This window comes from Planctomycetaceae bacterium (assembly GCA_039680605.1).
Lineage (GTDB): Bacteria > Planctomycetota > Phycisphaerae > SM23-33 > SM23-33 > JAJFUU01.
Genome location: JBDKTA010000033.1, coordinates 14,570 through 35,425, shown reverse-complemented (window position 1 = coordinate 35,425; position 20,856 = coordinate 14,570). Strand labels below are relative to the sequence as shown.

Annotated in this window: 19 protein-coding genes; 7 read left to right on the top strand and 12 right to left on the bottom strand. The window is 63.0% G+C overall.

The features are described from left to right. The first annotated feature begins 28 nt into the window (after nt 1-28). The 3 genes from ABFD92_09480 (at nt 29) to ABFD92_09470 (ending at nt 2,256) form a co-directional block, all read left to right on the top strand. Nucleotides 29-1,015, top strand: coding sequence for a hypothetical protein (locus ABFD92_09480; GenBank protein MEN6504758.1), 987 nt, complete (start codon nt 29-31; stop codon nt 1,013-1,015). Nucleotides 1,016-1,233: 218 nt separating this feature from the next. Next, nucleotides 1,234-1,644, top strand: a complete 411-nt coding sequence (locus ABFD92_09475; protein ID MEN6504757.1) for a helix-turn-helix transcriptional regulator — start codon at nt 1,234-1,236, stop codon at nt 1,642-1,644. Between the two features lie 18 nt (nt 1,645-1,662). Continuing rightward, nucleotides 1,663-2,256, top strand: a complete 594-nt coding sequence (locus ABFD92_09470; GenBank protein ID MEN6504756.1) for a Fic family protein — start codon at nt 1,663-1,665, stop codon at nt 2,254-2,256. A gap of 244 nt (nt 2,257-2,500) precedes the next feature. On the opposite strand, the gene ABFD92_09465 is transcribed toward ABFD92_09470, so the two are convergent. From ABFD92_09465 to ABFD92_09450, 4 genes are all read right to left on the bottom strand, one after another. After that, entirely contained in the window at nt 2,501-2,707 is a 207-nt protein-coding gene (locus ABFD92_09465; GenBank protein ID MEN6504755.1) for a DUF3800 domain-containing protein, read from the bottom strand. Then, a complete protein-coding gene (locus tag ABFD92_09460) occupies nt 2,629-3,246 on the bottom strand; it encodes a DUF3800 domain-containing protein (protein MEN6504754.1) in 618 nt (205 codons plus the stop codon). The genes ABFD92_09465 and ABFD92_09460 overlap by 79 nt, the downstream gene beginning before the upstream one ends. A gap of 1,633 nt (nt 3,247-4,879) precedes the next feature. Further along, entirely contained in the window at nt 4,880-5,455 is a 576-nt protein-coding gene (locus ABFD92_09455) for an aminodeoxychorismate/anthranilate synthase component II (GenBank protein MEN6504753.1), read from the bottom strand. Between the two features lie 505 nt (nt 5,456-5,960). Then, entirely contained in the window at nt 5,961-6,188 is a 228-nt protein-coding gene (locus ABFD92_09450) for a NifU family protein (protein MEN6504752.1), read from the bottom strand. 247 nt (nt 6,189-6,435) lie between these two features. On the opposite strand from ABFD92_09450, the gene ABFD92_09445 reads away from it, so the two are divergent. Together ABFD92_09445 and ABFD92_09440 are read left to right on the top strand one after the other, a co-directional pair. Further along, the gene (locus ABFD92_09445) at nt 6,436-6,921 is read left to right on the top strand and encodes a hypothetical protein (GenBank protein ID MEN6504751.1); all 486 of its coding nucleotides are present in this window, start codon (nt 6,436-6,438) and stop codon (nt 6,919-6,921) included. Between the two features lie 119 nt (nt 6,922-7,040). After that, nucleotides 7,041-7,772 (top strand): superoxide dismutase, encoded by a 732-nt coding sequence (locus tag ABFD92_09440; GenBank protein ID MEN6504750.1) that lies wholly within the window; start codon nt 7,041-7,043, stop codon nt 7,770-7,772. Nucleotides 7,773-7,845: 73 nt separating this feature from the next. Here ABFD92_09440 and ABFD92_09435 read toward each other — a convergent pair whose 3' ends face one another. The 8 genes from ABFD92_09435 to ABFD92_09400 form a co-directional block, all read right to left on the bottom strand. After that, nucleotides 7,846-8,487 (bottom strand): hypothetical protein, encoded by a 642-nt coding sequence (locus ABFD92_09435; protein ID MEN6504749.1) that lies wholly within the window; start codon nt 8,485-8,487, stop codon nt 7,846-7,848. After that, nucleotides 8,484-9,134, bottom strand: coding sequence for a hypothetical protein (locus ABFD92_09430; protein ID MEN6504748.1), 651 nt, complete (start codon nt 9,132-9,134; stop codon nt 8,484-8,486). The genes ABFD92_09435 and ABFD92_09430 overlap by 4 nt, the downstream gene beginning before the upstream one ends. A gap of 146 nt (nt 9,135-9,280) precedes the next feature. Further along, nucleotides 9,281-9,760: a DUF2752 domain-containing protein gene (locus ABFD92_09425; GenBank protein MEN6504747.1), complete on the bottom strand. Its 480-nt coding sequence runs from the start codon at nt 9,758-9,760 to the stop codon at nt 9,281-9,283. A 50-nt stretch (nt 9,761-9,810) separates the two neighbouring features. Further along, complete coding sequence (locus tag ABFD92_09420; GenBank protein MEN6504746.1) at nt 9,811-12,330, bottom strand: ComEC/Rec2 family competence protein; 2,520 nt, start codon at nt 12,328-12,330, stop codon at nt 9,811-9,813. A 138-nt stretch (nt 12,331-12,468) separates the two neighbouring features. After that, a complete protein-coding gene (aroF, locus tag ABFD92_09415; protein MEN6504745.1) occupies nt 12,469-13,488 on the bottom strand; it encodes a 3-deoxy-7-phosphoheptulonate synthase in 1,020 nt (339 codons plus the stop codon). Nucleotides 13,489-13,551: 63 nt separating this feature from the next. Next, the gene (locus tag ABFD92_09410) at nt 13,552-13,947 is read right to left on the bottom strand and encodes a DUF4870 domain-containing protein (protein ID MEN6504744.1); all 396 of its coding nucleotides are present in this window, start codon (nt 13,945-13,947) and stop codon (nt 13,552-13,554) included. A 104-nt stretch (nt 13,948-14,051) separates the two neighbouring features. Beyond that, a complete protein-coding gene (serS, locus tag ABFD92_09405; GenBank protein MEN6504743.1) occupies nt 14,052-15,335 on the bottom strand; it encodes a serine--tRNA ligase in 1,284 nt (427 codons plus the stop codon). A 108-nt stretch (nt 15,336-15,443) separates the two neighbouring features. Continuing rightward, nucleotides 15,444-16,202 carry a hypothetical protein gene (locus ABFD92_09400; GenBank protein ID MEN6504742.1) on the bottom strand — a complete coding sequence of 253 codons (759 nt, stop codon included), beginning with the start codon at nt 16,200-16,202 and terminating at the stop codon, nt 15,444-15,446. Nucleotides 16,203-16,745: 543 nt separating this feature from the next. On the opposite strand from ABFD92_09400, the gene nusA reads away from it, so the two are divergent. Together nusA and infB are read left to right on the top strand one after the other, a co-directional pair. Next, nucleotides 16,746-18,056, top strand: coding sequence for a transcription termination factor NusA (gene nusA / locus ABFD92_09395; GenBank protein MEN6504741.1), 1,311 nt, complete (start codon nt 16,746-16,748; stop codon nt 18,054-18,056). A gap of 67 nt (nt 18,057-18,123) precedes the next feature. Continuing rightward, entirely contained in the window at nt 18,124-20,814 is a 2,691-nt protein-coding gene (gene infB / locus ABFD92_09390) for a translation initiation factor IF-2 (GenBank protein MEN6504740.1), read from the top strand. Nucleotides 20,815-20,856 lie beyond the last annotated feature (42 nt).

Below are 20,856 nucleotides of genomic sequence, written 5' to 3'. Positions count from 1 at the left end.
GTCTTTGTCCGTGTTCAAGGAGCCGTCAATGTCCGTCGCCAATTACAACGAAGATCTGCTGGTGGAACTGCTCTCCGAGGGAGCGCATTACGACAAGATCGCCCAGGCCGTCGGCCTGACCGTCTCGATGGTCGGCAAGATCGCCCGCGGCGACTACCGCGGGCATATCGCCCAGCGCGTGCGCGAGATCCTCCAGGACCGCCGCAAGGCCGTCCGCGACGCCGCCGCCCAACGCGCCGCCGACCTGATGCGCGCCCACGTGGCCGAAGGACTCACCGCCGGCGGCGAAACCGCCCGCAAATGCCGCGAGTTCATCCTCAACCACCTGCTCGCAGGCCAAGACGCTGCCGACGTCCTCACGACCCTCCTGGCCGATTCGGCCAAACCGCCCCGGCCGGCGGGCGCGATGACGCCCCAACCAGTCGCGGGCGTGGCCGCGCACGCCCAGCGGACACAAGAACCCAAGGACCTAAAGGACACCAAGGACATCAAGGACGCCCAAACAGGGGCAAAGGACCAAACAGCCGAACAGGCCCAAGGCCCCTCGGCCGAAAAGCCCGACCGCCCGCCCGCCGCCGAATCACCAGGTGGCACGGCCTTTCCAGACCGTGAAGGTGGCACGGCTTTTCCAGGCCGTGAATCACAGGCTGGAAAGCCTGTGCCACCGGATATTCAGACAGGCGCTCCGCCCGCCGCCGATCCCGCCCGGACCCCGGCCCAGCCGACCGCCCCCAAACCCGCTGCCGCCCGGCCGGCAAGACTCGCCAGGAAGCCTGCGGCCGCACCGTCCCCAACCCTCGCCAAGCCCTACACGCTGGCCGACGCTCAGCGGGCCAACCAGGAGCGCATGCGGCTCAAGAGGCTCGGGCTGCTCCCGCCCAAGCCCAAGCCCAAGCCCAAGCCCGCCAACGCCCCGCGGCCGGGAAGCCTCGAAGAACTCGAGCCCTGGATCGAGGAGAACAAACCCAAGCCCGGCGACCCGCCCCCGCGCCACAGATTCGCCCGAAGATGGTGAGGGTGATCCAGAAGCGAGATCCTCGTTCCTGGATCCTCGATCCTCGAAAAGGCGACGCCCACCGCTTTCACGCCCCAGGCCTTCTATATGATGTTCGTATTCTGGACGGTATCTGACCGAAGTATTTAGTTAATAGAATATTGTATATATTGGAGATTCTGTTATGCGGACATTTATGTCCTATTTTTAGCTTGCCGATATGGTGGACAGAGCGTATAATGCTCTTGCTGGTGGAGAGAAACAACATGACCTATGTAGAGAACATTCTGAACGATCTGGAAGAGCGCCGTAGGCAACTTGGCATGTCAAGCGCCGTCGTTGCAGACAGAGCAAGACTTCCCCTGCGCACTGTGCGGCGGATTCTGATGGGCGAAACCTCCGCAAGGCTAGATAACCTGGCCGCCATAGCTAATGCGTTGGAGGTTGATCTTGGCATTGTCCGCAAGAACAAAGCGGACGGAGTGAAACGCCGACAAGCTAAGCGCAAAGCGAGAGAAATCGTTTCGATAGCACAAGGGTCGTCTGCCCTTGAAGCCCAACCCGCGCGGAAGAAAGCACTGGATCAAGCCACCAAAAGCATCGAACATGATCTTCTTGCGGGTTCACGTTTGCGGCTGTGGTCCAAGTAGCGGTGGAGGGGTAGGCAGTTGACAGAAGCAATTGGACCGGCGGATATCTCCTATCAGCGCGATCGGACGCTATCGCCCGACGCCCTGTTTGATATGGAGCTAACCGCTATTGCCGCCGTGGAAGCTAAGTATCTTGCCAGGCCGCCGACAAAGCGAATGGCGCCCTTTACGGTAACGTGGTGTCAGCGAGTCCATAGTGAAATGTTTGGCGCTACGCGGACGGATGGGGGGCAATTCCGAAACTGCGAACTGACCATCGGGATAAAGCAGTGGTGGACGATAGAAGCGCGACTGCAAGAACTTCTGGACAACCTGCACTACATGAAGTCAGAGAATGTGCCCCTGGAAGAACAGGCTGCCAGACTGCATAGCGGATCAGTTGAAATACATCCTTTTCGCGATGGCAATGGGCGCTGGGCGCGGACGCTTACGAACATCTGGATAAGACAACAGAAGGGGCAAGTCCTTATCTGGCCCAGCAGAGATATACACGCGGACGGACCCCTGGCGAACAACGTAAGGGATGAGTACATCCGCGCCGTCAAGGCCGCTGAAAAGGGGGATCTTGATCCGCTGATTGCGTTCCATCGCGCTTGCCAGTGCAAGAGCTAGAACCCTGCCCTGGCTCGCGCCATGGGATTGCGCGACGATGAAGACGACTCCCGACCGCAGCGAAAGCGGTGGACGCCCCAACACCCCCGCCAGCACGGAGCCCCGCCCTGGATCGGAAGAAGAACGACTTCGTGACGCGCGGACGCGGGAGGAGGAGAAAGTTTTTGTCGGGGACGCTTGATTTCTCGGACGAGGCCTCCGATAATACTTACAGAGGCTGGGAACTGCGTAGCGGGTCCTGGCCTTATTCTTTTGCTCCCTTGGGCAGCACCACCAATCCAAACCCCGCTACATCGCCCTTCCAGCTTGTGCGGTACTTGCTCGCGATGATTCTGTAATCCTCCTTGTCCGGCTTTCCGAGAACATGTCGGCCTATCGGAGAAGCCACGAGATCAGCCAACTGCAATCCCGCCAGATTGTCCGACTTTCGCCGAAGGTTGAGACTGGTAATAGTCTTTCTATATCGCTTGCCCGAATGAATCTGGTGCCTTGAATCTTGAGGCTCATGTACGCCAGTTCAAGCTCATGATCAAGGGTTGGCGCTCGGCGCTCGGCCACAACAAGCCCGCCGCCTTCGACATTGCCTATTTCGAAGCAGAATCGCTCCACAAGAATATGTAGGCTCAACATGTACGGGTCCAGAGCTGCCATCCCATAGCGATCAAGATGCATGTCCTTCCGGATAACGGCCGCAACCACCTTGAAGGTGAGCGAAGCGATCAGAGCGTTCAATTCGCTGTAGCAACGCTCTCTAAAACCCGGCTCGATCAGGCGTTCAAAACCGTTGCGGTTCCGGGTGATATCAGAGGTGTGGAGAATCAGATCGGTGCGGCCGAACAGGGCACGCTTGAACTTATCGAGGCGGGCAGTCAATTCGCCCTCAGCGTAGCCTTGATCCACGATTATGCCGGCCAGCACGAAGAGCGGGTACTGCGGGTCGATCTTTTCCAGGCTGTGGTCACCGGATTCGTCCAGGAACAGAACCTTCATTACCTGCCCTCTCTGCTGAAATCATCTTTTCTCTGTTGCCCTTACGCCAGAAAGACCAAATTGTCGCCGCGACAGAGCAGATTTACTGCTGCGGTCGGGCCCGCGCCACTGCTGGCACGACTGCCCACCGGCCATGCCGGTCAGCACTCCTGCCGCCAGGATGGTCGCCGCTGGTCTCATACTCGCCAAATAATCCGATGTGGAAGTATGCCCATCCGGTGCGGCTGTTCTATTCGCAAACCGTGGGAGAGCACCTGCGGATCTCCTCCCGCCAAAACTCCTCTTTTCTTCCATTGGGAAAATGGACCATTATCATAGGGTCAAAGGGGAATGACTGCCCACAACCACATGAATACTCCAGAGAGACTACTTTTCCAACGGAGCCAATGAAACTGCTTGATACAGTGTCGTCCGTGACTTGCACAACAACAACTGTCTCCCCAATGCGGAAAGGTGCCCCATCTACATCATGCAATATAGGTTGTGCCTTGGTCTTCGAATAGTTCATAGTGTCCACCTCCCATGAAGCGCAGAAGATTCAAGTCTCGCAAAATTTGAAGTTGCTGTCTGATTTTGGGGCGTATGTGATTGTTATTTGGATGAAGTGTAGCCAATTGTGGTTCAAGCCCGTATACGTCTTCCAGGCGAAAGACCCTTCGATTCAGACTTCGGAGTGCGGCAAGGACATCCAATGTCCACCCCCGGCACGTAGGTCTAAGCTGTGCCAACCCGGCGACAGATTTGAATTTTGCCCGCACTCTTTCTGGGAGGATGCAATGTCCGGATTCAACGATCAGAATCCTCGCAAGCGATGGAACTTGTTCCAAGAGGATGTTACATCCGACCCACCCGGCGCGCCGAGCGCCGGATGAAAGTGGAGGGCGCGGCTGTATTGCCGTAGGCGACAAGCTAAAACGGGGGATAAGCAGCAACTCCTGAACAAGATTTCCGCTGTAGCTGAGGATCAGAAAATTAGGCAAGCCGTCCGTTCGTATAGCTCTGAGCATGGCGTCATATCCAGCGTCCATTACTCTCGATCCGATTGGGCGGGCTGTGGATTTTAGCTGATACTGTGCTCTGCAAACGGGGCAGATGAAATCAATTGCTGGTGTATTCGCTTGTGCTGGTGACAAAGAAACTGAGGAACACTCGGCGCAGTAGACGTTATTGGCTGCCCAAGTTTCCGTAATGATACGAGCTTTTTGCGAGTTGCTTCTGTACTGCTCGGCTGCCTCTGTCGGCAAAAGGAGTTTCATCCTGGCACCCTCTAATACTCACAAGCTGGCGACTCATCAGTAGAATAAGAACCTACGACCTCAAAGAGGGAGGATGTCCCATCGGTAGTCTCAGTTCTTTTTCACTTGGGGGACTGGCCGCCTCGGTGACAGAAAGTTCTTCCCGGCATCCTGAAGCGGCAGTCAACAGCAGGAAAATCATCGTCTTTTTCATATGATCCTACTTCTCACATGAACAGAGCCGCTTGGTCAGTTGAAATGATGATAGCCCAAGGCCGCGGGGAACGGAAGAATGGAATGCGGAATTGTGGATGAGTAACCAACAACCTCTGCGTTCTTCGCGACCTCTGCGGTGAATCTCCCCGGCCCCGGTTCCCGGTTCCCAGTTGCGGAGTAGTTTACAGCTTCAAGAAATTCCGCAGCAGGTCGTGGCCGACTTCGGTTAAAAAGCTCTCGGGATGGTATTGCACGCCTTCGGTGGGGGCGGATTTGCTGCGGATGCCCATCAGCTCGTTCTGGTCGGTGGTCCAGGCGGTCTGCTCGAAGTCGGTGTCGAGGCCGTCGGGGTCTACTACCAGGCTGTGGTAGCGCGTCGCGGTGAAGGGGTTGGGCAGTCCCGCCAGCACGCCGCGGCCGTCGTGGCGGATCTCGCTGGTTTTGCCGTGCATCAAGCGGCCGGCGCGGACTACCTTGCCGCCGAAGACCTGTCCCATGCACTGGTGGCCCAGGCACACGCCCAGGATCGGAATCTTGCCATGGAAGTGCCTGACGAAATCGCAGCTATACCCCGCCTCGTTGGGCGTACACGGGCCCGGCGATATGATCAGGTGCGTGGGCTTGTATTCCTGCTCGACCTGCTCGGCCGTGATCACGTCGTTGCGGAAAACGTGGATCTCGTGCCCGGTGCCCAGCTCGCCGATGCGCTGAACGAGGTTGTACGTAAAGCTGTCGTAGTTGTCGAGGACGACGATCATGGCAGGATGGTAGCCCCCTCGCCGAAGATGTTCAAGTGTTGTCTCTGCGCCCTGCAGGGACGTTGGTGGGCCACAGACCTGCCTGCCGGCAGGCAGGGACACAGCCTGCCCTCCGTAGCCTTGGCGAAGGCGGGAGAACACAGAGCGAGATTGTTTCTCTGTAATACTAACCGTCAGCGGTGAGCCACAACACGGGATGGCATGAAACACAACGCCATCCCGAGCCGACTCCGTCGAAGGTCCCCCCCGGTGAGGAAGAGTAACAAGATAGCTTCAATCGCAGCGGGATGAGGCCGCCGGCGTCGTGGGCAGGGGCCAAACGGAGGCTACCGGGGGGCCGGCTTGGGGCCTGGGGTCCTACGGCGACGGCGGCCGGCGAAACTGATCGAGGCTTGGGCGGCGAAGAGCCCCCTTTGGTTGCGGCCGAACGAAGCGAGGGCGCGCCAAGACCTCTGTGTCCCTGCCTGCCGGCAGGAAGGTCTGTGGCCCACTGCTCCTCATTCGTTTAGTCTTCGACCGCGACGACTTTCGTCACGCCGGGCACTTGCTGCTTGAGGTGGCGCTCGACGCCCATCTTGAGGGTCATCTTGGCGCCGGGGCAGCCCTTGCAGGCGCCCTGCAACTTGACCGACACCACGCCTTCGGAGTCGATGCCAACCAATTCGATATCGCCGCCGTCGGCCTGGAGCATCGGTCTGATCTTGTCGATCACCGCGCCAACCTGGGCGTCCATCGTCTCATTGCCAACTGTTTCATCTGCCATGAGTAAAACCTTTCCGGTCGTGTTTGTTCCACAAAGTTGAACCATTATAGGCTCCCATGTCTGGCGGGCAAGAGGCGAAAGATTTCATCCTCCTTTTTATGCTTAAAGGCGTTTCAGGGAACCTACTATGCCTTGACCCCGTTATAAGGGTGCCCGAGGCGACGGCGCCCGCCCGGGTCAACAATCATTCGAGCGCCCCTGACAAAGGAATATGGTTATGAAGAACTCACGTACCCTGCTGCTGGTGGCGGGCCTTGCGGTACTGCTTTCGGGCGTCCTTGGGGTTACGCAATCGAGCGTGACGGCCGCCGGCGACGAAAAGACGCCCTGTACGCAGCCCTGCAAAGACACAGACGCCTGTAAAACCTGCTGCAAGGGCGACTGCAAAGCCTGTTGCGGAGACAATTGCGCCGCCTGCTGCAAAGACAAAGCCGCCAAGGCCTGCACCAAGGAACTGAAAGCCTGCTGCCCAGTCGATGGCCACAAGGACAAAGCCGGCGCCGCGGCCGTCGAGACAAAATCCGACTTCGCCAACACCAAATGTCCGATGATGGGGTCTAAGATTAACCCGGCAAAGGTTACAGCGGCCTTGACGCGCGAGTTCAAAGGCCAGAAGGTCGCTTTCTGCTGTGGCGGGTGCCCGGCGGCTTGGGACAAGCTCAGCGACGCCGACAAACAGACCAAACTGGATGCGGCAAAATAGCCAAAGCACGGTAAGCTATCGGCTTTCAGCTATCAGCAAGAGCGGATACTCTTGCTGATAGCTGATTGTTTGGTTTGAGCCGAAAGCTCAAGAGTCTCTCTCAAACAAGGAGATTTGCGATGGACATTTCCAGACGCGATGTGGTGACTGCCCTTGGCGCGGCGGGGACGGTGCTCGCTGCCGGCGGGGCGCTGGCTGAGGGGGCCGACGTGCGGACCGACCCGGCGGTCACGCTTCAGCAGGGTTACAAGGGCAACGAGTACGTCCTTCCGCCCTTGCCGTACGACTTCAAAGCTCTCGAACCGGCGTACAACGGCGAAGCGCTCAAGATCCACTACGAGAAACATCACGCCGGATACGTCAAGGGGCTCAACGCCGCGATGGCGGATCTGGCGGCCGCCCGCAGCAAGGGCGACATGGCTCAGGTCAAGGCGTTGTCTCGCGACCTGGCGTTCAACGGCAGCGGGCACGTGCTGCACACGCTGTTCTGGCATTCGATGACGCCCGGCGGCGCCAAGCCGACCGATTCGCTGGCCAAGGCGATGAACGACAGCTTTGGCAGCGTTGAGGCCTGCCAAAAGCAGTTCGCCGCCGCCACCAAGACCGTCGAGGCCAGCGGATGGGGCGTTCTGGCGTACGAACCGATCGCCCGCAAGCTGGTGATCCTTCAGGCCGAGCGCCACCAGGACCTGACGATCTGGGGCGTGGCGCCGCTGCTGGTCTGCGACGTGTGGGAGCATGCCTACTACCTGCAGTACCAGAACAAGCGAGCGGACTGGGTGGACGCATTCGTCGAAAAGCTGGCCAACTGGGAGTACGCCGCCGCGCGGTTGGCGCTGTGCTCCATGTGAGGCTTCGCGAATTGCGGATTGTGGATTTCGGATTGCGGATTAGCACTGGGCGCTGATCCGCAATCCGCAATTTTTACTTCATCAGCCGATCGGCGCTGGGGTGTTCGCAGAACAGGTAGGTGATGCGCTTTGCCGCCTCGGTGACAAGCTCCTGCGTCAGCACGGGGGCGTAATCGGCGGCGGTGCTGCTCGGGGCGATATCGACTGTCTCGATCGGCCAGGCTTCGCGGTCGGTCGGCCAGAGCCGCACGCCGGTCTTGGCGTCGACGAGTTTGACTCGCAGCGCCAGGCGTCCGTGCCAGAGGTCGTTTTGCTGATCGTCCTTGAGCGACATGTTGTCGAAGATCACGTACAGGACGATATCCGCCCCGACCTGCCGCCCGACCTGGTCGACGCTGAGTTTGTCGAAGTCCTTGGCGTTTTCGGCTTCCTGGAGCTTGCTGAACGGGATGGTCGAGGCGGCCACGCTCTGTTCCAGCAGCAGCTTGTTAAGATCGTTGGCGAGCATGGATCGCGTGGTGTCGTTGGGGAGGCGCGAGTAGTAGTCATCGGGCATGACCAGGATGGTCTTGTGCTTGTCGACGGCGTACAGCGGCGGGTCGGTGGAGTCGGGCGAGAACAGCTCCGCCATCCATCCCATGGCGTCGGCACAGCCGCCCGTGCAGATCAACATCGCCCCAAACCATGCGACCATGACGGATCGAATAGGCTTCATTCCATTTCCACCTTGTGCGTGTAGAACTTCTTGACCAGGGTGTCGGCGAATACCTTTTCAGTCTGGTAGCGGATGTCGTTTTCGCTCAGGCGGACTTTGGCGTCGTTGCCGCCGGGGAACTCGATGCGCAGGTTGGGGTTGCGCCACTGGCAGGACTTGCTCTCTTCCTGCTCGGTGCTGTACAGGGCCACGTCGGCCACGATCCGGCCGCGCACCAGTTCAAGCGAGCCCACCTCGCGGGTCGAGAAGTCCACCAGCGCCACATAGAGGACGTAGTCGGCGCCGAAGAGCTTTCCGAACCGGGTTTTCTCCATCGAGTCCCAGTGAATGTCGCTGTCCTGCTGCTCCAGGATGATCCGCGGATCGACGACGTTGGCCTTGGTCAGCTTGGCGCGAATCTCCTGGGCGACCACCGTCGCCAGTTCCAGCCGCGCCATCGGGTACTCGTACTGCACCGCCTGGTCGGCGAAGATCACCACCGCCACGCGCTTGCCGCTGAATTTGTCGAACTCCGCGGGTACCGTCTTGATCGGCGCCTTGGCGAACGAGTACAGCATCATGTCGCGAAAGTTGGTGCATCCGCCGCAGGCAATGAGCATCGCCAGGGCTGCCCAGGCTGAAACGGTCTTACAGACGTGTCTGTTCATGGCGTCACCTTCCATGGCTGGCTCGGGTGGCACAGCCTTTCCAGGCTGTGACCGCCACAGGCCCGAAAGCCCGTGCCACCGTAGCCCCGCCGTTTGACTGCTATTCTACCGGTAGCGCCGCCGAAAGCAATCCACTAACAACTATCTCATCGCCACCAGACCTTGAAGCCCAGCCATCCGCTGATCAGCATCCACAGCCAGCTCAGCGTCAGCAGCCCCACGGCCGCCGCCAGCCACCACGGCGAGGGATTGATCCGCCCCCACAGGTCACGGGCGGTGACAAGCTCCGCCCCCGCGATGAGCGATACGGCCACCAGGCCGCTGAACAACACCACGCCGAAGGGATGAAAGTTGAAGGCCGCGACGATATGACCGTGTCCCATTTCCATCATCGATCGCGTCATGCCGCAACCGGGGCAGGGCAGGTGGGTGTTGACCCAGAACGAGCAGGGTGGCAGGTCGACGCGTTTGGGCAGCTCGAAGAACGCCGCCGCCAGCACCGCCAGGCACGGCAGCAGCAGCGACACGCCGCGCACGCGGAGCATCCACCGCGATGGCGCCGCAGGCAGCGGCGGGGGATCAGCCGGATTGTCGCCGGCAGTAAAGGTCATTTCGTTTGCGCCCATGCGATCAAGGATAACAGCAACCGCACCGTCATTCTACAAGACATTCCGCCTCATCGCTGCGTCTGCACCGAGGCCGGAGCGTCGCCGCCGAGTTCCAGTTTTACGTAGCCCCTGCTGGGGGTGTCGTAGCACGAGCGGGTCCGCTGGAGTTGACCGAAGAACTCTTTGACGCTGGCGGCCGAACTGGACGCTCCGCCCAAGAGCCCGGCGCCGCTGACGAGCACGATCTTCGGATCGGCTGCTTCAATGTACTTGCCCAGCGCGGGCGTGAACGCTCCGTGATGGGGCAGCACCAGCGCCTCGGTTCGGGTGGGCGGATGGCTCAGTGCCGCCTGAGGCGCCTTGCCGACATCGCCCGCCAACACCACCGAAGCGCCGTCGCAGGCGACCTGCAGCACCAGCGAGGCGTCATTCTCGGACAGCCCCGTCGCCCCAGCCGGCGGCCACAACACCCGCACGCGGGTTCGCCCGTCGATCGCCGCCTCATCGCCGGCGGCAAGGCGCACGACGGTCAGCCCGCGGCGGGCGATCTGGGCCATCAGGTCCAGCTCAGGCTTGTCTGCGCCGGGGCGTCCGAAGAACTCATTAACGTAGACGGTCGGCCGGCACCGCTCGAGCAGGCCCGGCAGGGCGTTGAAGTGGTCGGTGTTTCCATGCGAGATGAAGACCGCGACGGGGTCTTCCAGACGCTGCTGTCGCAGGAAGGGCTTGAGCACTTCTTCCCAGGCGTCGAAGGAGGCGCCGGTGCCGGCGTCGATGACGGCGGTGCGGCCGCTGGGCGTGCGCAGGATGCAGCACTGCCCGTTGCCGACGGCCAGCATGTGCAACTGAGCCCGTTCGGGCGGCGGGGCCGGTCGCTGCGTCCAGAGCGTGGCGCCGGCCAGCGCGATAATTGCCGCGGCGCACCAGGTCCAGCCGCGTTTGAGCCGGCGGCGCGTGGCGAACAGGGCGATCGTCGCGTAGCACAGCAGCACCCACCAGACCGGCACGGGGCGCAGCTCCAGGCACAGGCCCGGCAGGTGCGACGCGGCGTCGACGGCGACGGACAGCCCCTGCGCCGCCCACGCCGCCGCCCGCCCCAGCGAATGCGACACGTTGGGCAGCAGCAGCGCCGTCGCCAGCGAGAGGTAGCCCGGAACCAGCACCGCGATCATCAGCGGCAGCAGCACCAGCGTCAGCAGCGCCGCGTACGGGCTGAAGAGCCCGAAATGATACGCCGCCAGCGGCGAGGTGACGACAAACGCCGCCACGCCCACCGCCGCGATGCCGGCAGACCACTCGATGGCCGCCGTGTGCAGCCATCGCCTGAACCGCTGGCTGTCGCGGAAGACCATCAGCCCGCGCCGCTTGCGCCATCGAGACAGCATCGCCTCGTGCAGCGGGCGGTGGAGCAGCAGCAGCCCGCAGACCGTGACGAAGCTCAACTGGAAGCCCGCGGTGAACAACTGCAGCGGCTCGACCGCCAGCAGGATGATTGCCGCCGCCGCCAGGGCGTTGATCGGAGAATAGGTGCGTCCGCCGATAAGCGTCACGCATAACGCCGCGGCCATGATGGCCGAGCGCAGCAGCGGCGCTTGCGGCTGTGCCGCCAGCAGGTACGCCGCCAGCACCGCCAGGACGACGATGCCCGAGCGTCGCTGGTTGAGCATCGCCAGGCGGCAGAGCAGGAAGATGAAGCCCAGGAAGATCGCCAGATGCTGACCGGAGATCGATAGATAGTGCGCCACGCCGGCCCGCATCATTGTCGTGTTGAGGCTGCGCAGCGCCGGGTCGCGCTCACCCTGCACCAGGGCCACCAGCAGGTTGGCCTCGGGTTCATCGCTGGACATCAGCAGGTGCTGGCGCGTCAAAACCCGCAGCCGCCACAGGCCGCGCACGAACCAGTTCATCTCCTGCCCCTCCAGAATGGTCACCGCGTCGGGACCGGGCACTTTCATCCAGACCAATGCCCCCGCCTGGCGCGCCCGCTCGGAAGGATCATACTGGCCGGGATTGTTGCCCCCTTGGCGATAGCGGGAGATGCGCCCCATCAACTCCAGCGTCTGCCCGGCCGCTATCCGCGTGTCGGCCGCCTCGATGCGCACCTGGACCAGCCCGGAAACCCTCTGCCATCCCGCGGCGGTTCTGGCGGCTGTGCTTCGCAGAAGGAACCGCGTGCGAGGCCCGGGCGTGTAGCCGCCCCGGCTGGGGTTGGCGGGCTGTTCATGGATCTGCGGAGAGGTTTCCGCCACGCCGCGCAGCGTCGCCAGGGTGGCCTGCTCGCCGGCGGCATGAAGAATGCTATCGTCATCCACCGTGAAGTAGCACAGTTGCAGATAGACCGCCCCAATGGCGGCGATAGTCAGGAGCAGCCCGCCGGCCGTGATCGGCCAGAGGTGCCGGCGGCGGATCGTGGCGGCCGCCCCGGCGAGAGCGAGTATACCAACTGCCGCGAAAGCTCCCGCGCCCAGAGGCACGTACCGTCCGGCGACGATGCCCATCACGAAAGCCGCCGCCACGCCCGCCAGCGGCAGACGGTGCAGAAGACCCTTGGGGCGACCGCCCAGTGATGACGGGGGAGACTCGCTCACGGGCGGGATTGTACCCATTTCCCATTTCCCATTTCCAATTGGCAATTGAAAAACATTCCGAAGTGGCCGGTGCCGCTTTGGAAGTTGTTCGATGCGGAAAAACTCCGAAAGCGGCAGCTCTGGCTGCCGCACTCCATATTAAGCGTCTCGTCCGATGGCCTGGGCGATGCGTTTGAGCTGGCCCATCAGTTGCAGCAGCACGTCGGGGGTCAGCGACTGCGCGCCGTCGGAGAGGGCGTGCTCGGGGTCGTGGTGTACTTCGATGATCAGGCAGTCGGCGCCGGCGGCCACGGCGGCGCGGCTCATTGCGGGCACCAGGTGGGCGTGTCCGGTGCCGTGCGAAGGGTCCACGCAGACGGGCAGGTGGGTCTTGTCGTTGAGTTCGGGCACCGACGCCAGCGGCAGCGTGTTGCGAACGTAGTCCTCGAACGTGCGGATGCCCCGCTCGCACAAGATCACGTTGGGATTGCCGGCGTTGAGGATGTACTCTCCCGCCAGCATGAACTCCTCGAGCGTGGCGCTCATGCCTCGTTTGAGCATGATGGGCTTGTTGACGCGTCCGACGGCTTCGAGCAGCGGGTAGTGCTGCATGTTGCGGGCGCCGATCTGCAGCACGTCGGCGCAAGCGGCGACTTCGTCCAGCGTTTCGACGCTGACGACCTCAGTCACGATCGCCAGGCCGGTCTTTTCGCGCGCCTCGGCGAGAATCTTGAGCCCCTCGCCGCGCAGACCCTGGAAGCTGTACGGGCTGGAGCGAGGCTTGAACGCCCCGCCGCGCAGACCGATGCAGCCGGCGGCCTTGACGGCGTCGGCCGTGCGCAGGAGCTGGTCGCGGTTTTCGACGCTGCAGGGTCCGGCGATGACGCCGACCTTCTTGCCGCCGAGGGGGAACTTGCCTGGCCCGACGGAGATCTGCGTGCGGGTGCGTTTGACCTCGGTCGAGGCCATCTTGTACGGCGCCAGGATCGGCACGATGCGTTCGACCATCGGGGCGGTCTCGATGGCGGTCTTGTCCACGGCGCGTTTGTCGCCCAGGCAGGCCACCACCGTGCGGTCGGTGCCGTGGATGACGTGCTCGCGCAGACCGAACTCCTGCACGAGGCGCACCACGTGCTCGACCTGCTTTTCCGTCGCGCCGGGTTTCATCACAACGATCATTCACTCACTCCATGAAGCGCCACTATACCATCTCGGTATCGCCCGTGCAGGCAACTGTGCCGCTTACTTCACCAGGCGCAGGGAAAATGGATACTTGTACGACTCGCCGCCCGAGACCTTGACCGCGGCGATGATGATGAAGATCAAGTCCACAAGGCCCGCAGCAATGAGAATGGGAACGCCAATACAGGCGCCGATTCCCGTGACGGTCAAGATCACTCCTGCGACATAGGCAATAGCCACGGTAATCTGAAAGTTCAGTGCTTCTTTGCCGTTCTCGTCCACCAGCGGAATGTCGCGCTTGATGAGCCACACCACCAGTGGGCCGATCACGTTGCCCAGCGGGATGCCCAGGAAGGCAATCAGGGCCGCCAGGTGAGAAACTATAGCCCAGGTCCGCGCATCTTTATCGCCAGACGGCGGCGGGGTGACCGGCGTTTCGGGAGGTGTCTGTGTCATGGTTGATTCCTTTCACTGAATCGTGTTTGGGCCTTAAATTGAGGCCGCTATTTCGTAGCGCCGCAACAAGTGTTCAGGGAGCACGGGCAAGATGCCCATGCTACTCACGGGCAAGATGCCCGTGCTACTATCTTCTCCATCCCGCCCATGTAAGGCCTCAAGGCTTTGGGGATGTTGACGCTGCCGTCGGGGTTCTGGTTGATCTCCAGAATCGCGATCAGCACGCGCGGCGAGGCGATCACGGTATTGTTCAGCGTGTGTACGAACTTGATCTCGCCGCCGGCGTCGCGATAGCGGATGTTCAGCCGCCGGGCCTGGAACTCATAAAAGCGGCTGGCCGAGTGCGTCTCGCCGTATCCGCCGCGCGAGGGCATCCAGGTCTCGATGTCGAACTTCTGCACCTGCCCCTGCCCCAGGTCGCCGGTGCAGACGTTGACGACGCGGTATGGCAGTTCCAGCGCGGTCAGCACGTCCTCGGCGTTTTGCAAAATCTCCTGGTGCAGCGTGCGCGAGACCTCCTCGTCGTTGCGGCAGAGCACGACCTGCTCGACTTTGTCGAACGAGTGAATGCGGTAGATCCCGCGCGTGTCCTTGCCGGCCGCCCCCGCCTCGCGGCGAAAGCACGTGCTCAGGGCGAAGTACTTGCGAGGCAGGTCCGACTCCTGGAGGATCTCGTCGGTATGGTACGCCGTCAGGGGCACCTCGGCCGTGCCGACCAGGCTCATGCCGTCGCGTTCGACGAGGTACGCCTGCTCTCGCCCCAGCGGGAAGTATCCCGTGCCGTACATGACTTTTTCATCCACCAGCACCGGAACGCTCATCAGCGTGTAGCCCTTGGCGTGCATCTGGTCGATGGCCAGTCGCAACACGGCCTGGTGGAGCATCGCCCCGGCGCCCTTGAGGACGTAGTTTCGCGTCCCGGCCAGCTTGACGCCGCGCGGGATGTCGATAATGTCCAGCAACTCGCCCAACTCGACATGGTCCCTGGGCTCGAAGTCAAACTGCGGCGGCTGGCCGCAGCGGCGCAGCTCGACGTTCTCGGTGTCGTCGGCGCCGACAGGCACCTCCGCGGCGGCCGGCTGGGGCACCAGCAGCATCAGCTCGTTGAACTGCGGTTCGAGCTGCTCGATCAGTGCGGCCAGTTCCTTGCCCCGGGCCTTAAGCTGCGCCAACTCGGCGATGGCCTTTTGCTTCTGGTCGCCGCTGAGGCGGGCAATGTCTTTGCCGGCGGCGTTCTGCCGCGTGCGGATGTCCTGAACTTCTCGCCGCGCATCGAGCAGACGGGCGTCGATGTCCAGCAAGGCCTGGATGTCCACGTTGAACTTCTTGTCGCGCGCCGCCTGTGCGAACTTTTCGGGCTGTGCGCGAAGTTGTTTGATATCGATCATGTTGGCATAACCCTACCCAAGCTGAAGAGATAATGCAATATCACGCCTCCGCCACAGGCGATGGCATTGTGGTCAATGCGAACAACAGAGCCCCCCGACACCGCGACGTTACTCGTCGGAATCGGCCGGCACATCCGCGAAGCCCTCCGGCGCAGGTGCCGCCGGACGCTCAAAACGCTCAGGGGCCACTTCCGTAGGCGACGGCGAAACCGACGGTTGCGTTGTGGCCGTGCCGGTAGCCCGGCCGGACACGTCGCCCGCCACCGGGACGCCCGGCAGCGTTCCGGTCAGCACAGCGCCGTTTCCGCCGGTGACGGGCACGCCCGGCTCTGTTCCCGTCAGCGGCGAGCGTGTGTCGGGCGGCCCGGGCACTCCTGGCTGCGTGCCGGTCAAGGGCGAACGCGGGGCGAGCTCGGTCGGCGTCGGCGTCTGGGGTGTGGCTTCCTGGCCGGGGCTTATCTGGGCGCCGGCTGGAGGGCTGGCGGGTCCGGCAACGGGGGCAAAGGGTTGCCCCAGCAGGTCCCTCAGCGGCCCCAGGCTTGCGACGCCCGGTTGCAGGGCGGCGGCGGTGCCCGGCGAAATGGGCGTGGTCACCGTCGGCGGCAGGGGGGCAACCAGAACGCCCCGGGGATAAACTGGCGGCGCGGATCGCCTATAAGTGATACCAGGCTGCGCCACCGGGTTGACCGCCGGCAGGTTTGGCAAAGTAACCGAACTTGGCGGCGCCGAGAGCACGCGTCCGCCGGGCACAAAGGTGGTGTCTCGCGGCGGCGCGCCGCGTCTGTAAGTGATACCAGGCTGGGTCACGGTCCCCAGGCTCGGGGCCGGTGGCGTGGCGTCGGGTCTGGGCGGGTTTGAAGAAACCACGCGCCCCTGGGCAAAGTCGGCCACGAGCAGCCCGGAAAGAATCGTGATGCACGTTTTTTGGAAACGGCCGATGGCGGGCATTTTTCCCCCTCCTTATCTCCTCCAGGACATTGTACGGTGTTAGAATTGGAGATGAATGACCGGTCGGCAGGCAAGGGGTGGCGTGATTCCGTTTATTTTTGTTGTTGACCGGCAGTTTTAGGATTTTATAATCAACTATAGTGTTCAGTAGTGACAGCCGAACTTTCTCAGGCCGGGAGCTTTGTGGTGAAGGTTTACCTGACAAGAGGCCGTGCAGGTGTCTGAGCCCAGACACAAGGTGGTTCTGGTCTCCAGCGGATGCTGGAGAAAGGCCCCAGCGCCGTCGCAGGTAGACTGCCGTTTGCAGGAGTCGAGCATGCATTGAGCAAAACTCGCCTGCGGCGGTGGACCGCAGGGTGGTGCGCTTGAGAAGTGGGCCAGACGACCCACTTTTTTTGTTGTCTGGCGGAACCGGGATCGACCGCGCGAGCGCGGACCGGGGGATGACATAAGGATTAGCGAATGAATCAGGAACTGTTGAGAATCATCGAGGCGCTCTGCCGCGACAAGAACATCGACAAGGAACTGGTCTTCCAGGACCTCGAGGCCGCCGTCCGCTCAGCGATCCGCAAAGCCGGTGTCGAGAGCGAAGACGTGACCGTGCAGTTCGACCGCGTCAGCGGCGAGATCACCGCGACGATCAACGGCCAGCCCAAGAGCATCCGCGAATTGGGGCGCATCCCTGCCCAGACCGCCAAACAGGTGATTTTCCAGCGTCTTCGCGAGGCCGAACGAGGCAGCATCAGCGACGAGTTTCGCCAGCGTCGCGGGCAGATCGTCACCGGGCGCACCGGGCGATGGGAAGGCGGTTCCATGATCGTCGACCTGGGGCGCACCGAGGCGTTCATGCCCCGCAGCGAACAGATCCCCGGCGAAAGCTACCAGAGCGACCAGCGCGTCCGCGCCATGATCCTGGACGTGCGGGAACAGCCCAACCAGGTGCGCGTGATCCTCTCGCGAACGCACCCGGACTTCATCCGCGCCCTGTTCGAGCTGGAAGTGCCTGAAGTGGCCGAAGGCATCATCGAGATCAAGGCCCTGGCCCGAGAGGCCGGCTACCGCACGAAGGTGGCCGTCGACAGCACCGACTCGAAGGTCGACGCCGTCGGAGCCTGCGTGGGCGTTCGCGGCAGCCGCATCCGCAACATCGTCGACGAACTCGGCGGCGAGAAGATCGACATCGTCCGCTGGAACGAGTCCAGCAAGGTGCTGATCGCCAACTCGCTCAAGCCTGCCGAGGTGGCCGAGATCGCCCTGTGCTTTGAGCTGGGGCGGGCGACGGTCGTGGTGGTCGAAGACCAGCTTTCACTGGCCATCGGAAAGCGCGGGCAGAACGTGCGCCTGGCGGCGAGGTTGACGAACTGGGACATCGACATCCTGACGCCCAACGAGTTCAACGGGGCGCTGGATATTCTGGAAAAGGCCCTTCGCGGGGTCGAGGGCGTCGACGCCACGGTCGTCGACCAGATCGTGGCCATGGGCATGGTCAACGTGCTGGATGTCGACGAAGTGGGCGTCGGACCGCTGGTCAGCGAGATCAAGCTCTCGCCGGAAGTGGCCAAGGGCATCGTCGCCCGCTGCGGGCAGGAAGCCAAGCGCGTCGCCAGCGAGAAGGCCGCCGCCGATGCCGCCGCCAAGGCCGCCGGAAAATCCGCCCGCGTTCGTGGAACGCCTGCCGCCGCCAGCGTCGATGAACTTGCCGCAGACGCCGGCGTACCAGCAGAGGACCAAACCCCTGAGCCCCAGGCGCCCACGGAGCCAGAGCAGTCGTAAAAACCGATCCGACGGCAGCACGTCTGCCGCCGGTAAATGATGTACCTAAAAACGCCGGGAGGCATTCTTGGCAAAGCGAAGAGTTTTTGAAATAGCCCGAGACCTGGGAGTCACCAGCAAGGCCATCTTGCATAAGTGCCAGGCTGAAGGCATCGACCTGGACAATCACATGTCCACCGTGTCGGCAGGTCTGGAAGAGACCATCACTGAATGGTTCAGCCAGGGACAGACGATCACCGCCGTCGAAACCACCGAACCGGTCGACCTGGAGCGAGAGCACGCTGAAGCCACCAAGGCCCGGCGCCGCCGCGGTCGCGGAAAGACCGCCGCCGAAGAGCCCGCCGCCGAGACCGCCGCAGAACCCGCCGCTGTCGCCGAAGAGCCGGCGCCCGCCGAGCAGCCCGAACAACCCCCCGTCGAAGAGCAACCCCCCGCGCCGCCGGAAGAACCTCTCGTCGAGCAGGCGCCCGCGCCCGCGCCTCAACCGGTGCAGGCCGCCGTCCCCGAGGCCCCGGCCCCGGCGCCGCAGGAACCGCCCGCCGAGCCCGCCGCCGAACCGCCCCAGGCCGCCGAACCGGTCAAACCTGTCGTGATGGCCGCCGGTCCTCAGGTCGTGCCCCGGCCGGCCGTCATGAAAGGCCCCAAGGTCGTGCGCGTCGAGCGCCCCGAGGCGGTCGAGTCGCCGCGCCGGCGCCGCCCGCCAATGGCGCGTCCGGCCGGAGTCTCCGGAGCGTCCCTCGCCTCGCCGGCCCCGGGGGCGGCCCCCAAGAAGATCCTCACTGCCCAGGAAGAGGAAGAAGAAGCCCGCAAAACCGGAAAGAAACGCAGCCCCCGACGCCGCGGGCGCGGCGCCGCCGACGGCGGCGACAAGATCAAGGAATGGGGCAACGTCGACCTGGAAGAGCGCTCGCTGCGACTGGCGTCGGCAGGGGGAGGCCTTCGCCGCCACCGCGCCAATGTCACCCGCGCCAGCACCATCGGCGGACCCAACGTCAAGACCGGAAAGGTCGAGATCGCCGAGCCCATCAGCATTAAAGGCCTCTCCGAAGCCACCGGCATCAAGACGGCCGAACTGATCAAGAAGCTGATGGGCCTGGGCACGATGGCCACGATCAACCAGGTGATGCAGACATCGCTGGCCGAGACGATAGTCGCCGAGTACGGCATCGAGTTGGTCGTGCAGATGGCCCATACGGCGCAGGACAAGCTGCTCCAGGCCATGGACGCACGCGTTAAGTCCGATCTGGTCAACCGGGCGCCGGTCGTGGCGTTCCTGGGACACGTGGACCACGGCAAAACGTCGCTGCTGGACCGCATCCGCGATACGGCCGTCGCCGACGGCGAGGCGGGCGGAATCACCCAGCACATCGGCGCGTACCGCTATGACAAGGACAACCTGCACGTGGTCTTCCTGGATACGCCCGGGCACGAGGCCTTTACCGCCATGCGAGCCCGCGGCGCCAACATGACCGACGTGGTCGTGCTGGTCGTCGCCGCCGACGACGGCGTCATGCCCCAGACCGCCGAGGCGATCAGTCACGCCAAGGCCGCCGGCGTGGCGCTGGTGGTGGCGTGCAACAAGATCGACCTGCCCGGCGCCAACGTGCAGCGCCTGATGGGCCAGTTGGCCGAACACGGCGTGACCGTGCGCGAGTGGGGCGGCGACGTCGAAATGATCCAGACCAGCGCCGTCACCGGCAAGGGCGTGCCCGAGCTGATCGAGTTGCTGAGCCTCGAGGCCGAAATCCTCGAGCTCAAGGCCGAGGAAGACGCCCCGGCGACAGGGTTCGTCATCGAAAGCCAGATGGATCCCGGGCGCGGCGTCGTGGCGCGCCTCCTGGTCCGCAACGGAACGCTGCGCATCGGCGACGTGCTGGTAGCCGGCAGGGGCTTTGGCCGCGTGCGGTCGATGATCGACAGCCACGGGCGCAGCCTCCGCGAGGCCGGGCCTTCCATGCCGATCGAGGTGGCCGGGCTGGACGAGATCCCCCAGGCCGGCGACCGCTTCTACGTGGTCGAGAACATCGAAAGCGCCCGCAACGTCGCCAGCGAGTACAAGGAAGCCTCACGCTCCCGCACCCTGACCAACGCCTCGCCGCTGACGCTGGACAACCTCTTCAGCCGCATCGAAGACGGCGCCGTCACCGAGGTTCCGATGATCCTCAAGGCCGACGTTCAGGGCTCTATCGAGGCCCTGACCGGAACGCTGGGCAAGCTCTCCACCGGCGAGGTGCGGGTCAACATCCTGCATGCCGCCGTCGGCGGCATCAGCACCGGCGACGTGACGCTGGCCCAGGCCAGCGGGGCTATCATTGTCGGCTTCAACGTCGTTGCCGACTCGGCCGCCCGCGCCCTGGCGGAAGAAAAGAAAATCGGCATCCGCCTCTACCGCATCATCTATGAGGTGGTCGACGACATCCGCAAGCTGATGAGCGAAGGGCTCAAGCCCGAGATTCGCCAGGAGACGCTCGGCCGTGCCGAGGTGCGCCAGGTTTTCAAGATCTCGCGGATCGGAACGGTCGCCGGGTGCATCGTCAGCGAAGGGCGCGTCGCGCGAAACGCCAAGGTGCGCATCATCCGCAACAACGTCGTCGTCTCGGACGAGCGGACGGTGGAAAGCCTCAAACGCCACAAGGACGACGTTCGCGAGGCCCGCTCCGGAACCGAATGCGGCATCAAGCTGCTGGGCTACGATGATGTGAAGGAAGGCGACTCCCTCGAGTTCTACCAGCAGACCGAGGTGGCTCGGTCGCTGTAATGTGGCACAGCCTTTCCAGGCTGTGGGGCACAGGCTGGAAAG